The sequence below is a fragment of the Sphaerisporangium rufum genome, assembly GCF_016863395.1.
GTDB classification, from domain to species: domain Bacteria; phylum Actinomycetota; class Actinomycetes; order Streptosporangiales; family Streptosporangiaceae; genus Sphaerisporangium; species Sphaerisporangium rufum.
Map to the genome: position 1 here is coordinate 1 of NZ_BOOU01000036.1, position 19,843 is coordinate 19,843.

A 19,843-nucleotide genomic window follows, 5' to 3' on the forward strand; every position below is an offset into this window, starting at 1 on the left:
GAACCGGCTGGGTTGGGCTAGCGGGGTTTGGACGGCTTGCTCAGCAACCGCGTCAACGTTTGTTGGCCAACGGGCGTTGACTTCAGGATGCGTCACGAAGAATGCGTTGTCAACGCTTGTTGGCCTACACTCGTTGATGTGCGTAGAACATCACAGGACGCCAAGGACGCGATCCTGGCCGCCGCGCGGGAGCGCTTCGCGGCCGACGGCTACGACCGGGCCACCATCAGGTCGATCGCCGCGGACGCGATGATCGATCCGGCCATGGTGATGCGCTATTTCGGCAGCAAGGAGAAGCTCTTCGCCGCCGCCGCCGATTTCGACCTGCGGCTGCCCGATCTGTCCGCCGTGCCGGCCGACCGGGTCGGCACGACGCTGGCCGCGCATCTGATCCGCCGCTGGGAGGAGGACGACGGGCTGATGATCCTCATGCGGGCCGGTGTCACCCACCAGGACGCGGCCGAGCGGATGCGCCAGATCTTCGCCGGCCAGCTCGGCCCGGTGGCCGGGCGGCTGGCCGGCGACCCGGCCGAGGGGGCGCGGCGGGCCGGGTTGGTCGCCACCCAGGCCCTCGGGCTGGCCCTGTGCCGGTACGTGATCCACCTGCCGCCGGTGGTCGCGCTGACCCCCGAGGAGATCGTCGACTGGCTCGGCCCCACCTTCCAGCGCTACCTGACCGGCGCCTCCTGAGCCGCCCCGGCCGGCGCTCCGCTCTCGCGCGCGTGCCGGGGGTGGGCCGGCGAGCCGGGCCACCAGAAGCGGTCGCCGAGCAGCGTCACCAGGGCCGGGACCAGCACGCTGCGGACCAGCAGCGTGTCGAGCAGCACGCCGAACCCGACGATGACGCCGATCTGGGTGAGGGTGATCAGCGGCAGCACGCCGAGCACCGCGAAGACAGCGGCGAGCAGGATGCCCGCGCTGGTGATCACGCCGCCGGTGACCGCCAGGGCGGTGACGATGCCACCCCGGGTGCCTTCCCGGGCCGCCTCCTCCCGGGCCCGGGTGGTCAGGAAGATGTTGTAGTCGACGCCGAGCGCCACCAGGAACAGGAAGCTCAGCAGCGGGACACCGAGGTCGAGCGCCGGGAAGCCGAAGAAGTGCTTGAAGGCGAACCATCCGGCCCCGAAGCTGGCGGCGAAGCTGGCCACCACGGTGAGCACCAGGAGGATCGCCGCCACCACCGAGCGCAGCAGCAGGAGCAGGACGAGCAGCACCACGGCCAGCACCATCGGGATGATGACCCACTGGTCGCGGACGGCGGCCTCCCGCTCGTCCAGGTCGGTCGCCTCCTGGCCGCCGACCACCGCCGACGCGCCCGGCACCGCGGCCACCGCCGTCCGAAGGTCGCGGATCGCCTGGAAGCTCCGCTCGGTGCCCGGCTCGACGCCGAGCACCACGTCCAGCCGGGTGTACTCGGCGGTACGGTCGGTGACGTTGACCTGAGGGCCGCCCGGGACGCCGGCGGCCGCGGCACGCACCTGTTCGGCGAGCGGGGTGCGCGCGATCACGGTGACCGGTTGCGCGCTGCCGGCCGGGAAGGCGCCGCTCAGCGTCTCCTGGCCGCTGATCGCCTCCACCCGGTCGCGGAACTGCTCGGTCTGCGACAGCCCGCTCTGCACTCCGATGATCCCGGACGCCAGGGCGGCCAGCGCGACGACGCTCAGCAGCGCCGACAGGGCCGGGCGCCGGGACACCGCGCCGCCCACCTTGGACCACAGGCCGGTACGGGTCGGGTCGGCCTGGCCGACCTTCGGCGCGAACGGCCAGAACAGCCCGCGGCCGAACAGCACCATGGCGGCGGGCAGCACGATCAGCGCGTACACCACCGCGGTGACGATGCCGATGGCGCCGGCCAGGCCGATGCTGCGGCTGGACGGCGACAGCGCGAACACCAGCGTGCCGAGGGCGAGCGTCACGGTGGCCGAGCTGGCCAGGATGGCCGGGCCGGCCGAGCGGACCGCGCCGGACATCGCCAGGTGGCGGTCCTCGTGCAGCCGCAGTTGCTCCCGGTATCGGGCGATGAGCAGCAGCGCGTAGTTGGTGCCGGCCCCGAAGACCAGCACCGAGGTGATGCCGAGGGTGGAGTCGTCCACGCTGAGGCCGGTGGTGCGGGTCAGGAATGCCACGATCTTGGCGGCCACCTGGTCGGCGATCCCGATCACGCTCAGCGGCACCAGCCACAGCCACGGGCTGCGGTAGGTGATCAGCAGCAGCAGCGCCACCACGCCGGCGGTCACCGCGAGCAGCGTGATGTTGGCGCCGTCGAAGACCGACGCGAGGTCCACCCGGAAACCGGCCGGGCCGGTGACCTCGGCCTTGGCGCCGTCGGGCAGGCCGGCCCGCGCCTCGGCCCGGATCTTGCCCACCGCCTCGGTCAGTTCGGTGTTCCCCATCGACCCGGCGAGCGGGATGGTGACCAGCGCCACGTCGTTCCGCGGCGCGAACCGCGGCGGCGGCAGGCGGTCACCGGGTGCGAGGGCGGCCAGGCGCTCGGCGTCCGCGGTGATCGCGGACCGGTCCTGCTCGGTCAGGCCGCCGTCGCGGCTGTAGACGACCAGCGCGGGCATCAGCTGGCCGCTCGGCAGCTGACTCTGCAGCCGCAGCGCGGTGGCCGACTCCGCCCCCTTGGGAAGCGCCGCCGCCGGATCGGTGCTGACCTCGGCGCTGCCGCCGAACGCCAGGGCCAGACCGGAGAACACCATCGCCAGCGCGACGGTGAGCCACTTTCCGCGCCGCCCCCACAGCGCGGCCCGCCTACTATGCTCAGCTCGTCTCATCAAAATTCTTTCCATAGTAGAATATTTCCGGTGGTGGAAAGATATGGGACGGTCGTCTGGTTTTGCAACACGAGGGAGGCAGTAGTTGCGCGCGGACCCGCCGGGTGACGAGAACACGACGCCCTTCGAGCTGATGACGCTGTTGCGCCGCCTCAACGTGGAGCTGGACCGCTTCGTGGAGGGGTTCGCGGTCGGCCACGCCCTGCACCGCACCGACCTCAACGCGGTCGTCGTCATCATGGACGCCGCCCGCCAGGACCGGCCGCTCAGCCCGGGTGCACTGGGCGCCCAACTGAACCTCAGCGCCCCGGCGACCACGGCGCTGCTCAACCGGCTGGAGCAGGCCGGGCACATCGAGCGCAGCCGCAGCACCACCGACCGGCGCAAGGTCGAGCTCAGCCTGCACGAGCAGGCGGTCACCCTGGCCGGCAGCTTCTTCGCCCCGCTCGCCCGCCAGCTGTCGGCGGTGCTCGAGCGGTTCTCCGAGGAGGAGCGGGCGCTGATCAGGCGGTTCCTGACCGAGAGCACCGAAGCCACCATGCGCGCCCGCGAAGAGAGCACCGGTCCCGGCGGGCGCGAGTCCGCGCCCGCCCCGCCGCCCGCGGGATGACGGCCCGCCGCCGTCCCTGGTAAAAGGCCGTCGATCATCCGGTCGCCGATCGGCCCGGCGCGGGGCCGGGGCCTGGCGCCGGGGTACGGACTCCATGTCGCCGCCATGAGGAGGCGCGGAGCGCCGCCGGGGGTGCTCCCACAAGAAGGGCAGGTGCCCACCGACATGACCGATCACCGGCCCGCGAGCCGAGCCGCCAGGGCACGCGACCTGCTCGCCGCGCTTCTGCTGGCCGGCACGCCCGCCTGCGTGCTGGCCGTGCCCGCCTCCGCCGCTGCCACCGCCGTCCCGGCCGCCCGGCCGCGCGAGCCGTATCCGCCGCACGGCAACCGGCTGTACACCCGGCTCGGCAACGGCAAGTACAACGTGAACTACTCCTCGATCATCAGCCCCACCCAGAGCTACGGCTTCCAGTCGATGCAGAACGCCAGCGTCAACGGGCGATCGACGACCCAGGCCGGAATGTGCCGCCGCAAGCACCGGGTGTGCTCCATCCGGCAGAAGATGTGGGTATCGAGCGGGTGATGGCGAGCCGTCACATTCACCGGATCCGGCAATGGCCGGGCAATGAGGTGGCGCGCGGCGTGGCCGGCCGGCGGCCGGCCACGCCGTCCCGGCCGTAGGCTGCGGGCGGACCGGGGCTCGGGCGGACGGCGCCCGCCGGCCGGGGTGGGGGCGGCGATGGAGCGGGCGGGCACGAGGACGGCACGACGCGGCGGGCGGCGGGCCGCCCGCCTGGTGGCCGGGGCCGCGGCGGTGTCGGCGCTCGTCGCCGGGCCGCCGGCGAGCGGCACCACGCTCTGCGCCGGGACGGGCGGGCAACGCGTGCCAGGCGACGGCGGCGACGAGGGTCTGCGGGCGAGCATCCCCGATCCGGGCGAGGAGGCCGCGGCCGGCGACATCCACAGCCACGAGGGGAACGGCACCCGCAACCACAACATCGTCGCGGTGCGCAGCCCCACTTATAACCATGGATACCAGCACAATTCGCCCTACACCGTGGACGGCGCCACCGGCATCCAGAACGCGCTGTGCCGCGGGGCGAAGGTGTGCAAGATCACTCTCAACCTCGTCCTCGTGGTGAACGGCCGGGCCGAGCGGCGGCTGCGCACCGAGTCCACCACCTCCGCCCGCGAGATGGTGCGCACGTTCATCCCGGCCGGCGACGACGGCTCGTGCGGCTGACGGCGGCACCGCCCCGGCCGGACGGCGCGGCCGCACCGCTCATCTGCCGAACAACCGGACCAGCAGTTGCCGCCACGGCCGGTAGTGCAAGGTGACCCGCGACAGGTAATGATCGGTCGGTGGGACCGTCACCGCCACCTCGCGCACCCGGAAGGCGGGCGAGTAAAGCAGGTGGTCCGGCGTGCCGCCCCACGGGACGGTGGCCGGCACCTCCAGCGCCTCGCGCAGGTGGAGCGCCTTCGCCAGCTCCGGATACACCCGCAGCAGGTCGTCGGTGTTGTAGTCACCGGCCAGCAGCAGCGGCCGGTCGCGCGGCAGCGCCTCCAGCAGCAGCCGCTCGATGTCCCGGGCATGTCCGACACCCGGCCCGCTCTCGTACCCGCCGGGATGACCGAGGTAGTCCAGCGGGCAGGTATGCGTGTTCCCGACGAAGACCCGGCCCTGTCCCGGCCCGGCCGCGAGCTCGGCGACCTGGAGGGAGCGGTTCAGCGGCACCACCGGATCGCCCGCACCGTTGATGCGCAGCGGGAAGTCCGGGTCCGGCAGCTTGTGCACGGTGTGGCCGGTCACCGGCCCGTCGGCCAGCACGGCCAGGGCGAAGTCACTGGCGGGATCGATGTGCGACGGGCACATCCGGGTCTCGGCGACGTGCGGCAGGCCGAGGACCGTGCCGAGCTTCTCGGCGATGGACGCCCCGGAACCGTCCCGCGACACGTGGGACTCCTGCAGGATCACGACGCGCGCCGCCCGGCCGCCCGCCGGCGTGCCGCGGGAGCCGGGCGGTGTGGCGTGCGGGCCACCCGCCAGCGCCTCGGCGAACGGGGTGAGGTTCTCGCCCGGAACGTAGTCGAACCGGCCTGTCGATCGGATGGTCCGGCCACCGCCGATGTTCCAGGTGCTCACCTCGATGTCCTGCCCGCGCACGAAGCCGCGCACCGGGACCGCGGCGTCGGCCGCCGTGTTCACCAGGGCCGAGCCGTAGCCGAGCCGTACCGCCGCCAGGACGTCCGGTGATTCCCCGGAGACCGCCTGCCCGGCCAGGACGGCGGCGGTCCCGCTGGTGCCGTCGACGCCGAACCGGGCCGCGTACCCGGCCGCGGAACTCTCCCGCATCAGCGGCGCCAGCGGGGCGAGCGGGGTGAACCGCCTGCCGAGGGCCGCGACCGCGCCCCGCCCAGCCCCGGCGACCAGGCCGCCGAGCGCGCCGTACCCGCCGGCCGCGCGCAGTTCGCGGGCGTCGAACCCGTCCCGCAGGCCGTGGTGGATGTGCGCCCACTGGCCGATGGCGTCCGACCCCATGGCGAGCCAGGCGCCGAGCAGGGCCTGCCGCGCCGCCACCAGTACCGCCCGCAACCGCGCGCCCTGCACGGCGACCAGCCGGAGCAGCGCGATCTCCCCTATCCCCGCCACCGGTGCCGCGGCGAGCGTCACCAGGACGAACACCACGGTGAGCCCGAACTGGAGCCGGGCGGCGTCGATGGTGCGCGCGATCATCTCACAGCGCCCGGCGATCTCTCCGCAGCGGACGGCCAGCTGATCGAGCCGCCGGTCCAGCTCCTGCCACACCGCGCCGAACCGGTCGGTGGCCGCCCCTGTCCCGGCGAGCACCTCCGCGGCGTGCCGGGCGGCGTCGGCCCGCACCGACCGCACCGTCCCGGCCAGTGCGCCGGCGGCGTCCCGCGCCGAGCGGAGCGCGTCGCCGTCCCCGTCGGGCCATTCACAGCCCACCGTGACGATCTGCACCAGCGCGATCGCCTGCCGCCATCCGTCCGGCGGCGGCACGGCGCGCACCATGCCCGCCCCGGTGACGGGCGGCCGGTAGTCCGCCACCACCAGGTGCCCGGCACCGTCCGGCACCGGCCGACCGGCCGGCGCGCCCCGCAGCATGGCCGATACGGCGGACTCGGCGGCGGTGTAGCCGTGTCCACCGGCCGCCAACCCGGCTCCCGCGCGCCGCAGCGCCGTCACCGCACCCGCCAGCTCGTGCAATGTCTCGTCCAGCACCGGGCGGAGACCCGGCGTCCGGGGGCCACCCTCGGCTGCGGCGTACCCGAGCGCGTCGGTCCCGTAGCAGTGCCCGGCGTCCGCCAGCGCCGCGCAGTAGGCGTCCACCTCGCCCGCCAGGAGGTCCGCGGCCGCCACCAGCCCCCGGCCCGCGCCCACCCATGCGTCGGCGGACACGTCCAGTGCGGCGCCCGCGGCACGTTCGGTGATCTGGATCACCCACCTCTCGCCGGCGCCCGGGACGGCGCCGGCTCCGAACACCGCCTCCCGGCACGGACCTCGTGCCGGGAGGCGGCCCTTCGATGATCACTTTGCTCCATGAAAGGGCAGCGGGCCATGCCCGGTCAATGCCGGTTCGCGCACCATCGCCGGGCCGGCGCCGGGTCGGCGTCAGGGGGCCGGAACCGCCTCGGTGGCGGGCCGGTCCCCGGAGTCCGGGCCGCCGGAGTCACCGGGGGCCTCGTCGGTCCAGCCTGCGGAGATGACCGCCTGCCGGTTCCACACCGTGCCCGGCGGCAGGCCGGCCACCGAACCGCCGGACCGCACCACGACGCGCTGCGCCCCGAGGGGCCGGCCGGTGGCCTCGTCGAAGATCAACCGGCTCTCCAGGCGGCTCCCGTCCTTGAGGGCCGGTTCGGTGATCGCCACCGCGGTGCCGGTATGCCCCTCTCCGTCGGCCACCTCCCCGGCCACCTTGATGGACTTCAGCTCGGCCAGCATCCGGAAGGCGGCGCCACGGACCGCCGGCGTGACCGGCATGTCGAGGATCAGCCCGTTCGTGACGGCGAACAGCCACGCGTCCGACGACATGGGAATGCCCGACGACTCGGTGTCATGGCCGTCGTAGGACCGCAGCAGCCACGCCTTCAGCCGGCCCGGATCGTCGGGCAGGCCGCGCAGCTCGGCGAAGGTGACGTTGCGGCCGAGCCAGAACACCTTGTCCCCGTCCACCAGCGGGGCCCGGCTGTCCTGGACCTCACCCGGCCGGGTGGACAGTGTCATCGGCTTCGGCTTGCCGGCCACGGTCACCGGTATCTCCACCGGTGATCCGGCCCGGCGCCACGCCGCCTCGTCCTCGGCGGCCAGCGGGCGGGCGCCGAGAGTCTGCGAGCGGCCGATCTGTTCGCCGCCGGTCGCGGACGGCGTCCACTGCTCGGAGCGCTGGCGGTGCACGATCCGGTACCCGCCGCCCTTGGCGGCGAACACGCTGCCGCTCACCGTCACGGTGTGCCAGTACGCGCCCACCTCGTCCGCAGTGCCGGCGGCCCGCTCGGCGGCGGCCAGCAGCACCGCGCGGGCCGACAGCCGCACCGGAGGCGCCGACGCGTCCGCCGACGGCGCCCGCGAGGCCGCGAGACTCCCGTCCGAGGGGGCCCGCGGCGCCGTTCCCCCGCCGCCGGACACCGCCACGGCCACCGCGGTGGCCGTGGCGGCCGCACCGGCCAGGCCGAATCCCCATCCGCGCCGGACGGCGGGCCGCCGGCGCGCCGGGGCCGGTCGCGGCGTCGCCATGGCGCGGGCCAGTTCGGCCGCCCGGGTGCCTTCGTCCACCCGGGTGTCCGCCAGGTGGGCCGGGCGCGCGGCCCGCAGCTGATCGATCGGGTTCATGACCACTCCTCGCTGAGACGTGTGCTCCGGGACCGGGGACGCTCGGCCGCGTCCGTCATCGTCCCCCTGTCCGTGCCGCCCGCCGGGTCCGCGACGTCGGCGGTGTCCATCGCCCGCGCGAGCCGGCGGCGGGCCCGGTGCAGGCGCACCCGGAAGGTCGCCGGCGAGCAGCCGACGACGGCCGCGGCGTCCCGCGGGGACAGGCCCTGCCAGGCGACGAGCACCAGGACCTCCCGGTCGTCCTCCGCCAGGCGGGCCAGCGCCGAGAGCACGCCGAGCCGCTCGGTGACCTGCTCGCCGACGTCGCCCACCGTCCAGGTGCGCATCTCGGCGGCGAGCGCCTCGCGCCTGGCCTCGGCGCGCACGCTGTCGCGCAGCACGTTGCGGGCCACGCCCAGCAACCAGGGCAGCGCGGGCCGTGGCACGTCCGGCAGCCGCCGCCAGGCGATCGCGAAGGTCTCGCTCACCACCTCGTCCGCCACCTGCCGGCCGGCCCGGCTGACCACGTAGGCCCAGACCCGTTGTCGGCATTCGTCGTACATGGTGGTGAATCTCTGCGTATCATCCGCCACCGCCACTTCCCCTTCACTCCCGGATGCCGTTCATCCGACACCAGGAAGTGGTCCGGCGCGCCCGGACGTTACCGCCGTTCCCCGGAGGATCCGCGATCGCCACCCTCCGGGCCCCCGGCGGGGGCCGTGGCGGCCCTGGCGGGATCGCGGCCTGCCTGTTACCGGACCGGCCACCGTGCTACCGGCAAAGGTGATAGGAAAACCGATGTCATATCGGATCTAGGGCAACATCCAGGATGAACCATGCTGAAGTCGATAAAGCACCTAACTCCCACTTTGGCGGCTGCCGGTACATTTATCGCCTTTGTCATGATTTTGTGGGCGATGTCGCCGGGAGCCGGTCCGGCCGCCGGCGTGACGCCGGTGGCAGCGAGCGCGAAGAAGTACACCGTGACCACCTCGGCGATCAGGGCGAGCGGCCGGTCGTACCTGCGGGTCCAGGTCACCAACCGGTACGGCACCACGAAGCGGTTCACCGTCAAGCAGCGCGTCTGCGTGAGCAAGAAGTCCTGCCGCACCATCACCGCCACCATGACCGTCGCCGGGCAGCGGACGTCGTGGCAGAACAAGCACCTGGGTAAGGCCGTCCACTACAAGAGCGGCAAGCACACGGTCTCGGTGGCGGCGCCGTCGACGCCCAGCCCCACCCCCGCGCCGACCGTCACCGTCACCCGCACCGCCGTTCCGACCGCCCACCCCACCGCGACCGTGACGGCCACCCGGACCGCCACCGCCACGGCCACGGTCACCGAGACCGCCACCGCGACCGCCACCGCGACAGTGACCGAAACGGCCACCGCGACCGCCACCGCGACAGTGACCGCGACAGTGACCGAAACCGCGACCGCCATGGTCACCGCCACGCCCGCGGTCACCGTCACCGAGACCGTGACGGCCACCCCGACCCCCGGCACCACCGAGACGCCCGATCCGTCCGACGGCCCGACCCCGACCCCGACCCCGACTCCGGATCCCTCGATCACCGAGCCGGGTACCACCCCGACCCCGGACGCGTTCTGCGGCGCCCCCGTGAACCCGGCCGGCTACACGTTCTGCGACACCGGACGCCTCCAGACGGCGCCGGACCGGGCGGCGTGTGCGGTCTTCACCTGCATTCCGTCCTACGACACCGGCCGCGGATACCTGGTCATGTGCAAGGACGAGCAGGTGAGCATGTCCGGCGGCCGCTCGGGAGTCTGCTCCTCCCATGGCGGATACCTGCGGACCGTCTTCCTGCGCGCGGCGTGACCCTGAGCGGACCGGGCCGGATCCGGCCCGGTCCGCCGCCGCGTACTACGGCAGCAGATCCAGGTGAATTGTCAGTTTTTCTGCGCCTTTTCCAGGCGAAACAGTAAGATCCTCGGGTTCTGCGTCGGAGAACGGGGGAAAAATGTCCAATTCGATGGTGGTTCTCGATCCGGAGGTCGAAAGGAATCTCGGCCCGCGGATCATCGAGCACCGCCCGGCGACCGGTGGCTCCGGAGCCAGGTTCGCGGTGATCCTCGGTATCGCCGCGTGCGTGGCCGGGGTGCTGCTCATGTGGGCGGGCACCGCGGCCGACGTCCGCACCTTGGGCGTGCTGGGCCTACTGACCTTCGTCGGCGGGCTGACCATGTTCGCGTTCAGCGTCAAGACGGCCGTCCAGGGAGCCCAGCACTACTCCCTGCACCCCGGCGGGCTGGTCCGGGTGCGGAAGGGCGCGGCGACCGTGCTGCCGTGGCCCGAGGTCGCCGCGATCACGCGCAAGCGCGCGCCCAAGGCGATCCCCTCGCTCGGCGTCACCCGGGAGACCATCATGGGATACAAGGTCACCCCGCGGAACGGCAAGGGCTTCGTCCTGGTGGTGACCGACCACAAGGAGGTTCCGGCGAGGTTCTGCGCCCAGTTGGAGCAGCTCGCCACCGGTGCCCGGGTGCCCGTCTCGGGTTGACCGCCCGCAACGCGTCCCGCTTCCGGTAAAGATCAGGACAACCGGCGGGTGGATTCGCCAGTCTCTTCAGACATGAAGACTTCCGCGAAGCACTCGACACCCCGCCGCGCCCTGATCCGCGGTATGGCCGTCGTCGCCGTGGCGGCGGCCACGGTCGCCGGTGGGACGGTCCCCGCCGGCGCGGCCGCCGTCCCGAAGTTCAAGGAGCCCGCGATCTTCGGGACGTCCTTCCAGGCCGACCCGCACCACGACTTCACCCGGGGGATCAGCTCCCGCCATGACGGCATCCTCCGCGGCTGGGTCACCCACTACCGCGCCGGTGTGGCCGAGTACACCCCGATCAAGTGGGTGAAGGACCGGTCCGGCAACACCGAGGGCTGGTTCACCGGTCCGAAGCAGGGCGACGTCATGGCGTACGCGTCGCGCGTCTCGCCGAAGCTCGCCTACTACAGCGCGCTCGCCTGCACCGGCAGCAAGCTCACCGTGGACCGCAGGGGGCTCGGCGCCCGGCGCTGCTCGGCCAAGGCGGCCACCGCCCTGCTGAAGCGGGGCCACCGTCCCGGCCTCATCACCGTGTACCGGGGCAAGATCGTGAAGTTCCAGGAGATCTACACCCCCTGACCGGGCCACCGGGCCGGCCCGACCAGGCCGGCCCTGCCGCCCCTTAGCCCTGGACCACCCTCAGCCCTGGACGACCGCAGACCCGGACGACCTCGGCCCCGCGCGCCCCTTGCACCCGCGACCGTTGGACCCGCGCGCCCCTCGGACCCGGACGGCCTCGGACCGGACGGCCTCGGACCCGGACGGCCTGGTCCGGGCCGGCCCCGTCCGGCCGGCCGGATGCCCGCCTCGACGGGTCCGGCGCGCCCTGGCGAACCTCGCCGCACGCGAAGGACCTCACCCTGCCGGCGGGGATCCGCGAGGCACGGATATCGTCGCGAGATGATCCCGGCGTTCTCCGGCAGGGCCGCGAGCGTCCTGCTCGTGGTACTGGTGGCGGCCTGCGCCGGGCCGCCACCCGCCGCGCCTGCCTGGACGGGTCCGGCCGCCGGCTGCCCGTCGAGCGCCGTCCGCCCGCCGCCCGTCCCGGTGGCGGCCGGTGACGTCCGCGGGCACGACTACGACGGTGACGGCCGGGCCGACCTCGCCGCCGGCCTGCCCGGCGCCGGGCGGGTGGAGATCCGGTACGGCTCGGCGAACGGGATCGCCGCCGGACGGCGGCAGGTCGTCACCGGGCCGGGCGGCCGGTTCGGCCGGGCGACGGCCACCGGTGACCTCGACGGTGACGGCCGGGCCGATCTCGTGGTCGCCGGCAGCGGCCGCACCGCCGGCCTGACCGTCGTCCTCGGTGGCCGCGGCGGCCTGTCCGACCGCCAGGTGACGCTGCCCGCGGTCCCGGGCGGGCCCGCCGGCCACGCGCTCGCCACGGGCGACTTCGACCGCGACGGGGACGACGACCTCGCGGTGACCGGCGCCGGCGCCACGGTGTGGGTGGCCGGCGGCGGCGCCGGTGTCCGGGCCGGCCGGGCGACCTGGCGGCCGGTACTGCGGCGCGGTGCCGCCGTCGCGGTCGGGCCGCTGGCGGCGGGCGACGTCACCGGGGACGGGTTCGCCGACCTGGCCGTCACCTACTCGGCGGACGATCCGGCCGACGAGGGCACCGGTGTGGTGTACCGGGGGTCACCGGCCGGCCCGGCCGGCCGGATCCGCGGCACCTTCCCCGGCTGGGACGTGGCGGATGTGGCGATCGCCGACCTGGACGGTGACGGCCACGGCGATGTGGTGGCGGGCATCCCCTGGGGACACTCCGGGGATCCGGCCGGCCGGGTGACGGTGAGCCGCGGGTCACCAGGCGGACTCCGACCCGCCGAGCCGATCGGTCCCGGCTCGGCGGGCATGCCGGCGGGCCCGCCCGGCGTCGGCCGGTTCGGCGCGGCGCTGGCGACCGGCGACCTGGACGCCGACGGGTACGCGGACGTCGCCGTCGGCGCGCCGGACACACCCGGGGCCGTCTACGTGCTGCGCGGCGGCCCCGGCGGGCTCGCCGCCTGCCGCGCCCGGGCCCTGGACGCCATGGCGGCCAGGCTGCCCGGCGCGTCCACCGGCGGCTTCGCCGTCGACCTCGCGTTCACCGGGGAGGGCGCCACCGCCGGCCTCGCCGTCACCTCGCTGACCACCACCGCCTCCGGCCTGGCGGCCGGCCTCACCCTCCTCACCGCCGGCGAGCCGATCCGGTCCACCGAGATCGCCGCCGAGCATCTGCCGGCCCGGGACGGCGAGGTCGGCTTCGTCCTCGACCGCCCCGGCCGATAAGAAGGACGACGAGCCCCGGCACCGGGACCACCGGGCAGGGGAAGCGCGGCGGCGACCGGAGCCGCAGGTCAGGGTCAGGTGAGGATGACGAGCCGCCCGGTCGCCCGGGTCATCGCGACGTAGCGGTCGACCGCTCCTTCGACGCCCTCGCCGAACCTCTCCGGATCCACCAAGACCACCAGGTCGAACTCCAGCCCCTTCGCCAGTTCCGGCGTGAGCGACCGGACGCGGGGCACCGGCCGGAACGCCGGGTCGCCGATGACGCACGCGACGCCCTCCGCGTGCTCGGCGAGCCACCCGTCGATGATCGAGCCGAGCTCGGCGGCGGATCCGTGGCCGACCGGGACGCCGCCGCGGCGGATCGAGGTCGGCACGTTGGCGTCCGGCAGCACGGCCCGGATGACCGGCTCGGCCACCGTCATGATCTCTTCCGGCGTCCGGTAGTTGACGCTCAGCGAGGCGAGCTCCACCCGGTCCAGACCGATCCGCCCGAGCCGTTCCCGCCACGACTCGGTGAACCCGCGCCTGGCCTGGGCTCGGTCTCCGACGATGGTGAAACTCCGGGACGGGCAGCGGGCCAGCAGCATCCGCCACTCGGCGTCGGTGAGCTCCTGGGCCTCATCCACGACGACGTGCGCGAACGGGCCGGCCAGCAGGTCCGCTTCGGTACGGGGGACGGCGTCCTCCTCGATGAGGGCGTCCTGCAGGTCCTGCCCGCTGAGCATTGTCACCGCGCCCTCGCCGTCGTCGTCGGCCGCGAGCGTGTCCTCGATGACCTTGGCCAGGTGCTCGCGCCGGGCGGCGACATCGGCGGCCCGCCGGCGCCGGCGCCGCGACTCCTCCGGGTCGCCGAGCCGGAGGCGGGCCGCGTCCAGCAGCGGCAGGTCCGACACCGTCCAGGCCTGGGCGTCCGCGCGCCGCAACCGCCGGACCTCGTCCGGGGACAGCCAGGGAGCGCACATCCGCAGGTAGGCGGGGACCGTCCACAGGTCGCCGACCAGGTCGGCCGGGTCGATCACCGGCCACGCGCGGTTGAACGTGGTGATCAGTGCCCGGTTGCGCAGCAGCGAGCGGCGGACCAGTTCGGCCGGCACCTCGTCGTCGTGCCGGTCCACCAGGATCGCGAGCAGTTCCTCCCAGATCTTGTCGCGCGCCTCGTTGTGCGGGGTGCCGGGTTCCGCCGCCTGGCACGCCTCGGCCCAGTCTTCGGGACCCAGCCAGACCTCCGACCAGTCGGTCTTCACCGTCATCCCCTCGGCCGGCGGGTTCTCGTAGAACCGGACGGCCGGCTCGATCGCCTCCACCATGTCCGCGGACGACTTCAGCCTGGCCACCTCCGGGTCCGCCTCCACCTCCGCCGTGGCCCCCTCGGGAAGCAGGTCCCGCAGCGTGCAGGTCCGCACGCCCTCCTCGCCGAGGCTGGGCAGCACGTCGGCCACGTAGGCCAGGTAGGGCTGGTGCGGGCCGACGAACAGCACGCCGCCCCGGCGGTGCCCGAGCCTCGGGTCGGAGTACAGCAGGTAGGCCGACCGGTGCAGCGCGACGACGGTCTTCCCGGTGCCCGGACCGCCGTCGACGACCAGCGCGCCGCCGGATCCGGCGCGGATGATGGCGTCCTGGTCGGCCTGGATGGTGCCCAGCACGTCGCGCATCCGTCCCGAGCGCCCGGCGCCCAGGCTCGCGATGAACGCGGACTGGTCGTCCAGCGCGGCGTGCCCGGTCATCCCCTCCGGAGTGAACACCTCGTCCCAGTAGTCGCTGACCCGGCCGCGCGCCCACCGGTACCTGCGCCGGCTCACCAGGCCCATCGGGTTGGCGTGCGTCGCGCCGAAGAACGGCTCGGCCGCGGGCGATCGCCAGTCGACGAGCAGCCGGCGTCCAGAAGCGTCGGTGAAACCGAGCCGTCCCACGTACACCGGCTCGGCGCCGTCCGCGGCGACCATCCGGCCGAGGCACAGGTCCAGGCCGAACCGGCGCAGCGCACGCAGCCGGCCGGACAGCCGGTGGACCTCCAGGTCACGGTCCATCGCCTGCCGTCCCCGGCCGCCGGGCGCCTTGCGCGCGGCGTCCAGCCGGTCGGACAGGTCGGCGATCGACGCCGCCATGCTCTCCGCGATGGCCGCGAAACGGCGCTCGTCGTCGGCGATCAGGGCCGGGTCGGCCTTGCGTGAGAGGCGCTCGGGCAGGTCGAACGCGCTGGTGGTCACGGGACTCATGTCATCGGCTCCGATCCGCGGCCGGGTACGGCCCCGTCAGGCGGCGGTTCGCGGCCGGGGACGGCCGCGTCAGGCGACGGTCACCGCTCGGTGCGCCCAGGTCACGGTACCGCCGACCCCGGCCCAGGAGATCCTCGCCGGGCCGGGCCCCCGCCGCCGCACCGGACGCCCGCGACCACCGAGCTCCCCGTTCCATCGGCCCGCCCGGCCCGTTCATCGATGACAACACCCGCACTTAACGCCCCCGCCTTCCCAGGTTCCGGCCTTCGGCCGACGATTCTGCGGCATGACCGGGGCCTTGCCGCAAGCCCCCTGGTGCGCTATAGCTTGAGAGTGGAAAGGCGCGGGCATTCCCCTTTCCGGTCGCCCTTCCCGGTCATCGCCCTCCGTGCGACGGATCCGCCTTCACGTAGTGACTCGCGGAACGCGCCGGCACCCGCCCCCGCAGGACACCGGCCATCGACCGCAGAACACGTACCGTCCTTCCCAGGCGCCGCGGCCTGGCCCGGGCGAGCGCCACGCCGGCCTCGGCGACGTCCAGGCTGTCCTCGATCAAGGCGTCGTGCAGCGGGCGGTAGAACAGCGGGTAGGTGATCCAGGCCGGCCAGCCCATGGTCATCTCCATGCGGTGCCGCAGCCGGCAGTCGCGATCTCCTTCGGGGATCACCTCGTACTCGTGGTACCCGTGGAAACCGGCCGGCGCGCTGAACCGGAACCGGATCCACCCACCGGGCCGGTACTCCTCGACCGTGTAGCGGACCGGGCCGTGCCCGCCGGCCGCTCCGACGCCGAGCGGCCGGTCGAACCGCATCGCCGGCCACCGATGGCGTGGCCACAACCGGTCGTCCGGACCCGCCAGCGAATCGATCAACTCGCCGGCCGCCGCGGCCGGCACCGGCAGCCGCCGTTCGTGGACGTTGTGCACCATTGGCCGCCTCCTGGGCATCCCTTGCAACTAGAGAGGTCTCTCTAGTTCATGTAGAGGATAGTCTCTACTTCATGCCGCAGCCGGTCAAGCACTCCATCGAGGCCATGCTCGACGCCGCCCGCGCCCTGGTGCTGGCCGGCGGTCCCGCCGCCGCGTCCGCCCGGGCCGTCTGCCAGGCCACCGGCGCGTCCAGCGGATCGGTCTACCACCGGTTCCCGCGCCGCGACGACCTGGTCGCGGCGGCCTGGCTGCGCGCCCAGGACCGCTTCCTGCACGCCTATCTGGACGCGCTGGAACCCGCGAGCGCCGAAGCTGCCGCGCACGCCGCGGTGTCCGTGCTCACCTGGTGCGGCGCGCACCCCGAGGACGCCGCCCTGCTGCTACGCCACTCGCTGCGCGACCTGCTACGCGGTGACATCTCCCCCGCCCTCGCCGCCCGCGCCGAGGCCGACCGGCAGGCCCTCGACGCCGCGCTGACCGCCACGGCGGCCGCCACCGGCATCGCGCTGCCCGACCTCATCCTCGCCGTGGTCGACCTGCCCTACGCCGTGGCCCGCCGCACGCTCCGCGACGGAGCCACCCCCACACCCGCCGACGCGGCCGCCCTCCACCGCGCCGCCACCCTCCTGCTCGCCGACCGCCCCTGCTGAACGCCGAGCGCACACGTCCACACCTTCCGTCCCGCGCCCGCGTGAGGCGCGTCGACTGTCGGGCGAAGGATCGGCCGACTGGCCGTACCTGAGTCCGAAGACGCCCGGTTGAGCACTCTCCAGTGCGCCTGCTGCGGCGGTTGGAGCTCGGCCGGAGTCTGGCCGAGGCAGCCCGTTGCCCGCGGGGCGAGCCGCTGGACGGCGGAATTGCGGCGTACGCCCCGGAGTGATCAGGTGACGGATCGCGCCACCAGGGCCATGGCCTCCCGCATGGCGTTCCGTACCTCGGCGGGTCCGTCGCCGCGCTGCAGCGCTGTCGAGGCGGACGCGCCGACCGCGCCCACCATCGCGCCGACCAAGGCGGCGGCTGTGATCGCGTCGAGCCGGTCAGGGAATGCCCGCTGCAGCGCCCGCGCGAGTTCGGCCTGCGCGGTGAGGTAACGCTGCAGCAGCCGGGCCTGCAGTGCCGGCACCGAGGCCGCCAGCCGTGTCCGAAGTGCTGCCAGTCCGCTTGCGAGGTCACTGTCCCAGGAGTTGGCGATCATCTGGTCCATTGCCCGTACCAGCAACTCGGGCAACGGTTCCTCGGCACGGCGCTCGGCGATCGTCTGTAGCGCCAGGTCGACGCGAACGTCGGCATTGGCCAGTAACACGTCCTCCTTGGCCCGGAAGTGGAGGAAGAAGGTGCGGGGGGACACCTCCGCCGCGTCCGCGATCTCAGCCACGGTCACGTGGTCGTAGCCCTTGTCCTCGAACAGGCGAACCGCCGCCTCGATCAGTACCTGCCGGGTGCGCTGCTTCTTACGCTCCCGCAGTCCGAGTTTCTCCACCATACGGGGCAGTTTATTGCATCTTACGAATCGATGCATACTATGAATATGTACAGAGACTGCAGTCACTTAAGGATGGTCATCATGGGAAGTCTGGACGGGCGCGTCGTCCTCATCACCGGAGCCGGGCGCGGAATCGGGCGAGAGGAGGCGTTGTTCTTCGCCGGCGAAGGCGCCAAGGTCGTCGTCAACGACCCCGGCGTTGCCATCGACGGCACCGCCGGCGATGCCGGCGTGGCGACGAAGGTCGTCGAGGAGATCACTGCCCGCGGCGGGCAGGCCGTGCCCAACGTCGACAGCGTCGCCGACTGGAACGGTGCCCGCCGCATGGTGGAGACGGCACTACAGTCCTTCGGCGACCTGCATGTAGTGGTCAACAACGCGACCATCGAACGGAACATGGGCCTGGCCGACCTGTCGGAGGAGGACTTCGACGACGTCCTGACCGTCAAGCTCAAGGGCACCTTCGCGGTGACGCACTGGGCGGCCCGCCACTGGCGCGACCAGTTCCACGCAGGTGTCCACGCCGACCGCGCCGTCGTCAACACCTCCTCCGGCTCCGGACTGCTCAATCCGCTGCCCGCGCAGGTCTCCTACGCGGCGGGGAACGCGGGTGTCGCGGCGCTGACCACAGTGGCGGCCCTCGAACTCGGCCGGTACGGCGTGCGGGTCAACTGCATCTCGCCCTCGATGGCCCGCACCAGGCTCACCCTCGCCGTTCCCGGCATGACTCAGGAACCGTCGGCGGGCCGTTTCGACCCCCTGCACCCCGCTGCCAGCGCGCCTGTCGCCGCCTACCTGGCCAGTTCAGCCTGCCCGCTCACCGGCCAGGTGCTGTCGGTGCGGGGCGGGACGGTCGCGGTCAACCGCGGCTGGTCCCTCGGCGGCCACATCCACAAAGACGGGCTGTGGAGCGTGGAGGAACTGTCCGAGAAAGTGAAGGAGTTGCCGATGGACGACCCGTTCGACAAACTCGCCCATGCCCTCACCGGCGCGCTCGGCACCGTCGGACGCACCCGGCTCCAGGAGATGATCAACGCCTTGCTGGACCAGGGAGGCGAGACCGGTACGGCCTCCATGAAGACTTCCCGCTCAGCCCCGGCTGCCTCACCGTCCGCGGGTCATTCGCCTTCCCAGATCACCAGGTCGTAACTCAAAGGCGGCAGACTCGCTTGTCACTGCCTGCCGAAAAGGACCGGCGGACCCCACCGATCGACGCCGGTTCGAAGAGCCGTCCGGAGGGTCGAACGGCGGCGCGCGTGCTCCGCCGGTGCTCTTCCACCCCGGATGTCGAGCGAGTTGTCGTCGGCCGACGAATTCCGCAACCCCGGAAAGGCCGAGGGCACGTCTACGCCCTCCGCCCGCTGACGCAGACGGTGGTCAGCGCACTGAACGCCGACCTCACCATGAAAGACCTCACCGAGGACATCGCGGCGTCCCGCTATCCGTCTGTTGCCGGTTGAGAAGACGCTTGCCCGTCCCACCGAACAGCAAAGGCGCCTCGAGGCATTCGGCCACGGGGTGTTTTAATGGGGATCAGGAGCTCGACGCCGATCCGGGCCGTAGCCGGCTCTACCAGATCGTGATTCCGGCGAGGCGATCTATCGCGCCAATGGACCGCCATCGTCTTTAGGCGACCGCGGACGAGCGGTGTACTCGGCCCGGTTGGCGTGTCCGGCCGCTGAGACCGCGGTGCGAATTCCCCTGCGGTTCACGTAAGGCATTACCTAGGCCGTCACCAGTATCCGGTTGGATGGAGAGCATGACCGCTCGCGAGGTGGCCCGGCTGTTGCCCGACGCCCAATGCTCCGCGATCTGTGCCGATCCATGGCGGTGCTGGAGGCCATTCTCAGCCCGGACTGAGAGATCCGCTACCACTCCTTCGACGCGGGCCTGGAGTCCCGGGGAGGACTTCCGACGTCACAAGAGCTGTCGGCCATTCATGAAAGCGCGTTGTCGTCAGTGTTGTCGTCAAGCCACAAGAAAAACACCCCGGACCATAGTGGCTCGGGGCGTTTTGGCTGTTCAGGTGGGGTGGTCAGGGGCGGGGTCGAACCGCCGACCTTCCGCTTTTCAGGCGGACGCTCGTACCAACTGAGCTACCTGACCCGGCTGGTGATGTAGCACCTACCAGAGCGGTCCTGACGGGACTTGAACCCGCGACCTCCACCTTGACAGGGTGGCGAGCACTCCAAACTGCTCTACAGGACCTTGCTTGCC

General features: G+C 73.0%; 17 protein-coding genes and 2 tRNA genes. 10 read left to right on the plus strand and 9 right to left on the minus strand.

Annotated elements, in window-relative coordinates; translation table 11 throughout:
- Window positions 1–138 precede the first annotated feature (138 nt).
- On the plus strand, window positions 139–690 hold the full coding sequence (locus tag Sru01_RS12035; RefSeq protein ID WP_203984312.1) for a TetR/AcrR family transcriptional regulator: 552 nt from the start codon (window positions 139–141) through the stop codon (window positions 688–690).
- Here Sru01_RS12035 and Sru01_RS12040 read toward each other — a convergent pair.
- Complete coding sequence (locus tag Sru01_RS12040; RefSeq protein WP_203984313.1) at window positions 669–2,777, minus strand: MMPL family transporter; 2,109 nt, start codon at window positions 2,775–2,777, stop codon at window positions 669–671. The two genes, Sru01_RS12035 and Sru01_RS12040, sit on opposite strands and share 22 nt — an antisense overlap.
- Before the next feature lie 85 nt (window positions 2,778–2,862).
- Here Sru01_RS12040 and Sru01_RS12045 point away from each other — a divergent pair, with 85 nt between their 5' ends.
- From Sru01_RS12045 to Sru01_RS12055, 3 genes are all read left to right on the plus strand, one after another.
- Window positions 2,863–3,387: a MarR family winged helix-turn-helix transcriptional regulator gene (locus tag Sru01_RS12045; RefSeq protein ID WP_203984314.1), complete on the plus strand. Its 525-nt coding sequence runs from the start codon at window positions 2,863–2,865 to the stop codon at window positions 3,385–3,387.
- 153 nt (window positions 3,388–3,540) lie between these two features.
- On the plus strand, window positions 3,541–3,912 hold the full coding sequence (locus Sru01_RS12050) for a hypothetical protein (RefSeq protein ID WP_203984315.1): 372 nt from the start codon (window positions 3,541–3,543) through the stop codon (window positions 3,910–3,912).
- 156 nt (window positions 3,913–4,068) lie between these two features.
- Window positions 4,069–4,572: a hypothetical protein gene (locus tag Sru01_RS12055; protein ID WP_203984316.1), complete on the plus strand. Its 504-nt coding sequence runs from the start codon at window positions 4,069–4,071 to the stop codon at window positions 4,570–4,572.
- A gap of 39 nt (window positions 4,573–4,611) precedes the next feature.
- Here the strand turns inward: Sru01_RS12055 and Sru01_RS12060 are convergent, their stop codons facing one another.
- The 3 genes from Sru01_RS12060 to Sru01_RS12070 form a co-directional block, all read right to left on the minus strand.
- Window positions 4,612–6,795: an endonuclease/exonuclease/phosphatase family protein gene (locus Sru01_RS12060; protein WP_203984317.1), complete on the minus strand. Its 2,184-nt coding sequence runs from the start codon at window positions 6,793–6,795 to the stop codon at window positions 4,612–4,614.
- A 171-nt stretch (window positions 6,796–6,966) separates the two neighbouring features.
- On the minus strand, window positions 6,967–8,184 hold the full coding sequence (locus Sru01_RS12065) for a CU044_5270 family protein (protein WP_203984319.1): 1,218 nt from the start codon (window positions 8,182–8,184) through the stop codon (window positions 6,967–6,969).
- Window positions 8,181–8,726 (minus strand): RNA polymerase sigma factor, encoded by a 546-nt coding sequence (locus Sru01_RS12070; protein WP_203984321.1) that lies wholly within the window; start codon window positions 8,724–8,726, stop codon window positions 8,181–8,183. Before Sru01_RS12070 ends, Sru01_RS12065 begins: the two co-directional genes overlap by 4 nt.
- A gap of 393 nt (window positions 8,727–9,119) precedes the next feature.
- Here Sru01_RS12070 and Sru01_RS12075 point away from each other — a divergent pair, with 393 nt between their 5' ends.
- From Sru01_RS12075 to Sru01_RS12090, 4 genes are all read left to right on the plus strand, one after another.
- Entirely contained in the window at window positions 9,120–10,004 is an 885-nt protein-coding gene (locus tag Sru01_RS12075; RefSeq protein ID WP_203984322.1) for a hypothetical protein, read from the plus strand.
- A gap of 154 nt (window positions 10,005–10,158) precedes the next feature.
- Complete coding sequence (locus tag Sru01_RS12080; protein ID WP_203984324.1) at window positions 10,159–10,686, plus strand: hypothetical protein; 528 nt, start codon at window positions 10,159–10,161, stop codon at window positions 10,684–10,686.
- Between the two features lie 72 nt (window positions 10,687–10,758).
- The gene (locus Sru01_RS12085) at window positions 10,759–11,307 is read left to right on the plus strand and encodes a hypothetical protein (RefSeq protein ID WP_203984326.1); all 549 of its coding nucleotides are present in this window, start codon (window positions 10,759–10,761) and stop codon (window positions 11,305–11,307) included.
- 321 nt (window positions 11,308–11,628) lie between these two features.
- Entirely contained in the window at window positions 11,629–12,999 is a 1,371-nt protein-coding gene (locus tag Sru01_RS12090) for an FG-GAP and VCBS repeat-containing protein (protein ID WP_203984328.1), read from the plus strand.
- 74 nt (window positions 13,000–13,073) lie between these two features.
- Here Sru01_RS12090 and helR read toward each other — a convergent pair whose 3' ends face one another.
- Both helR and Sru01_RS12100 read right to left on the minus strand, forming a co-directional pair.
- Window positions 13,074–15,215, minus strand: coding sequence for an RNA polymerase recycling motor ATPase HelR (helR, locus tag Sru01_RS12095; RefSeq protein WP_203984330.1), 2,142 nt, complete (start codon window positions 15,213–15,215; stop codon window positions 13,074–13,076).
- A 376-nt stretch (window positions 15,216–15,591) separates the two neighbouring features.
- A complete protein-coding gene (locus Sru01_RS12100; protein ID WP_203984331.1) occupies window positions 15,592–16,143 on the minus strand; it encodes an SRPBCC family protein in 552 nt (183 codons plus the stop codon).
- Window positions 16,144–16,214: 71 nt separating this feature from the next.
- Here Sru01_RS12100 and Sru01_RS12105 point away from each other — a divergent pair, with 71 nt between their 5' ends.
- Window positions 16,215–16,793, plus strand: coding sequence for a TetR/AcrR family transcriptional regulator (locus Sru01_RS12105; protein WP_203984332.1), 579 nt, complete (start codon window positions 16,215–16,217; stop codon window positions 16,791–16,793).
- A gap of 230 nt (window positions 16,794–17,023) precedes the next feature.
- Here Sru01_RS12105 and Sru01_RS12110 read toward each other — a convergent pair whose 3' ends face one another.
- Window positions 17,024–17,626, minus strand: a complete 603-nt coding sequence (locus Sru01_RS12110) for a TetR/AcrR family transcriptional regulator (RefSeq protein ID WP_203984333.1) — start codon at window positions 17,624–17,626, stop codon at window positions 17,024–17,026.
- Between the two features lie 72 nt (window positions 17,627–17,698).
- On the opposite strand from Sru01_RS12110, the gene Sru01_RS12115 reads away from it, so the two are divergent.
- On the plus strand, window positions 17,699–18,775 hold the full coding sequence (locus Sru01_RS12115) for an SDR family NAD(P)-dependent oxidoreductase (protein ID WP_239137347.1): 1,077 nt from the start codon (window positions 17,699–17,701) through the stop codon (window positions 18,773–18,775).
- Window positions 18,776–19,658: 883 nt separating this feature from the next.
- On the opposite strand, the gene Sru01_RS12120 is transcribed toward Sru01_RS12115, so the two are convergent.
- Window positions 19,659–19,732: transfer RNA gene (locus tag Sru01_RS12120), tRNA-Phe, on the minus strand.
- A gap of 27 nt (window positions 19,733–19,759) precedes the next feature.
- A tRNA-Asp gene (locus Sru01_RS12125) sits at window positions 19,760–19,834 on the minus strand.
- Window positions 19,835–19,843 lie beyond the last annotated feature (9 nt).

Coding starts and splice junctions, on each gene's coding strand:
- Sru01_RS12115 (WP_239137347.1), top strand. CDS start 17,699: ATGGTCATCATGGGAAGTCTGGACGGGCGCGTCGTCCTCATCACCGGA.
- Sru01_RS12040 (WP_203984313.1), bottom strand. CDS start 2,777: ATGAGACGAGCTGAGCATAGTAGGCGGGCCGCGCTGTGGGGGCGGCGC.
- Sru01_RS12105 (WP_203984332.1), top strand. CDS start 16,215: ATGCCGCAGCCGGTCAAGCACTCCATCGAGGCCATGCTCGACGCCGCC.
- Sru01_RS12065 (WP_203984319.1), bottom strand. CDS start 8,184: ATGAACCCGATCGATCAGCTGCGGGCCGCGCGCCCGGCCCACCTGGCG.
- helR (WP_203984330.1), bottom strand. CDS start 15,215: ATGAGTCCCGTGACCACCAGCGCGTTCGACCTGCCCGAGCGCCTCTCA.
- Sru01_RS12110 (WP_203984333.1), bottom strand. CDS start 17,626: ATGGTGGAGAAACTCGGACTGCGGGAGCGTAAGAAGCAGCGCACCCGG.
- Sru01_RS12085 (WP_203984326.1), top strand. CDS start 10,759: ATGAAGACTTCCGCGAAGCACTCGACACCCCGCCGCGCCCTGATCCGC.
- Sru01_RS12100 (WP_203984331.1), bottom strand. CDS start 16,143: ATGGTGCACAACGTCCACGAACGGCGGCTGCCGGTGCCGGCCGCGGCG.
- Sru01_RS12070 (WP_203984321.1), bottom strand. CDS start 8,726: ATGTACGACGAATGCCGACAACGGGTCTGGGCCTACGTGGTCAGCCGG.
- Sru01_RS12090 (WP_203984328.1), top strand. CDS start 11,629: ATGATCCCGGCGTTCTCCGGCAGGGCCGCGAGCGTCCTGCTCGTGGTA.
- Sru01_RS12055 (WP_203984316.1), top strand. CDS start 4,069: ATGGAGCGGGCGGGCACGAGGACGGCACGACGCGGCGGGCGGCGGGCC.
- Sru01_RS12080 (WP_203984324.1), top strand. CDS start 10,159: ATGGTGGTTCTCGATCCGGAGGTCGAAAGGAATCTCGGCCCGCGGATC.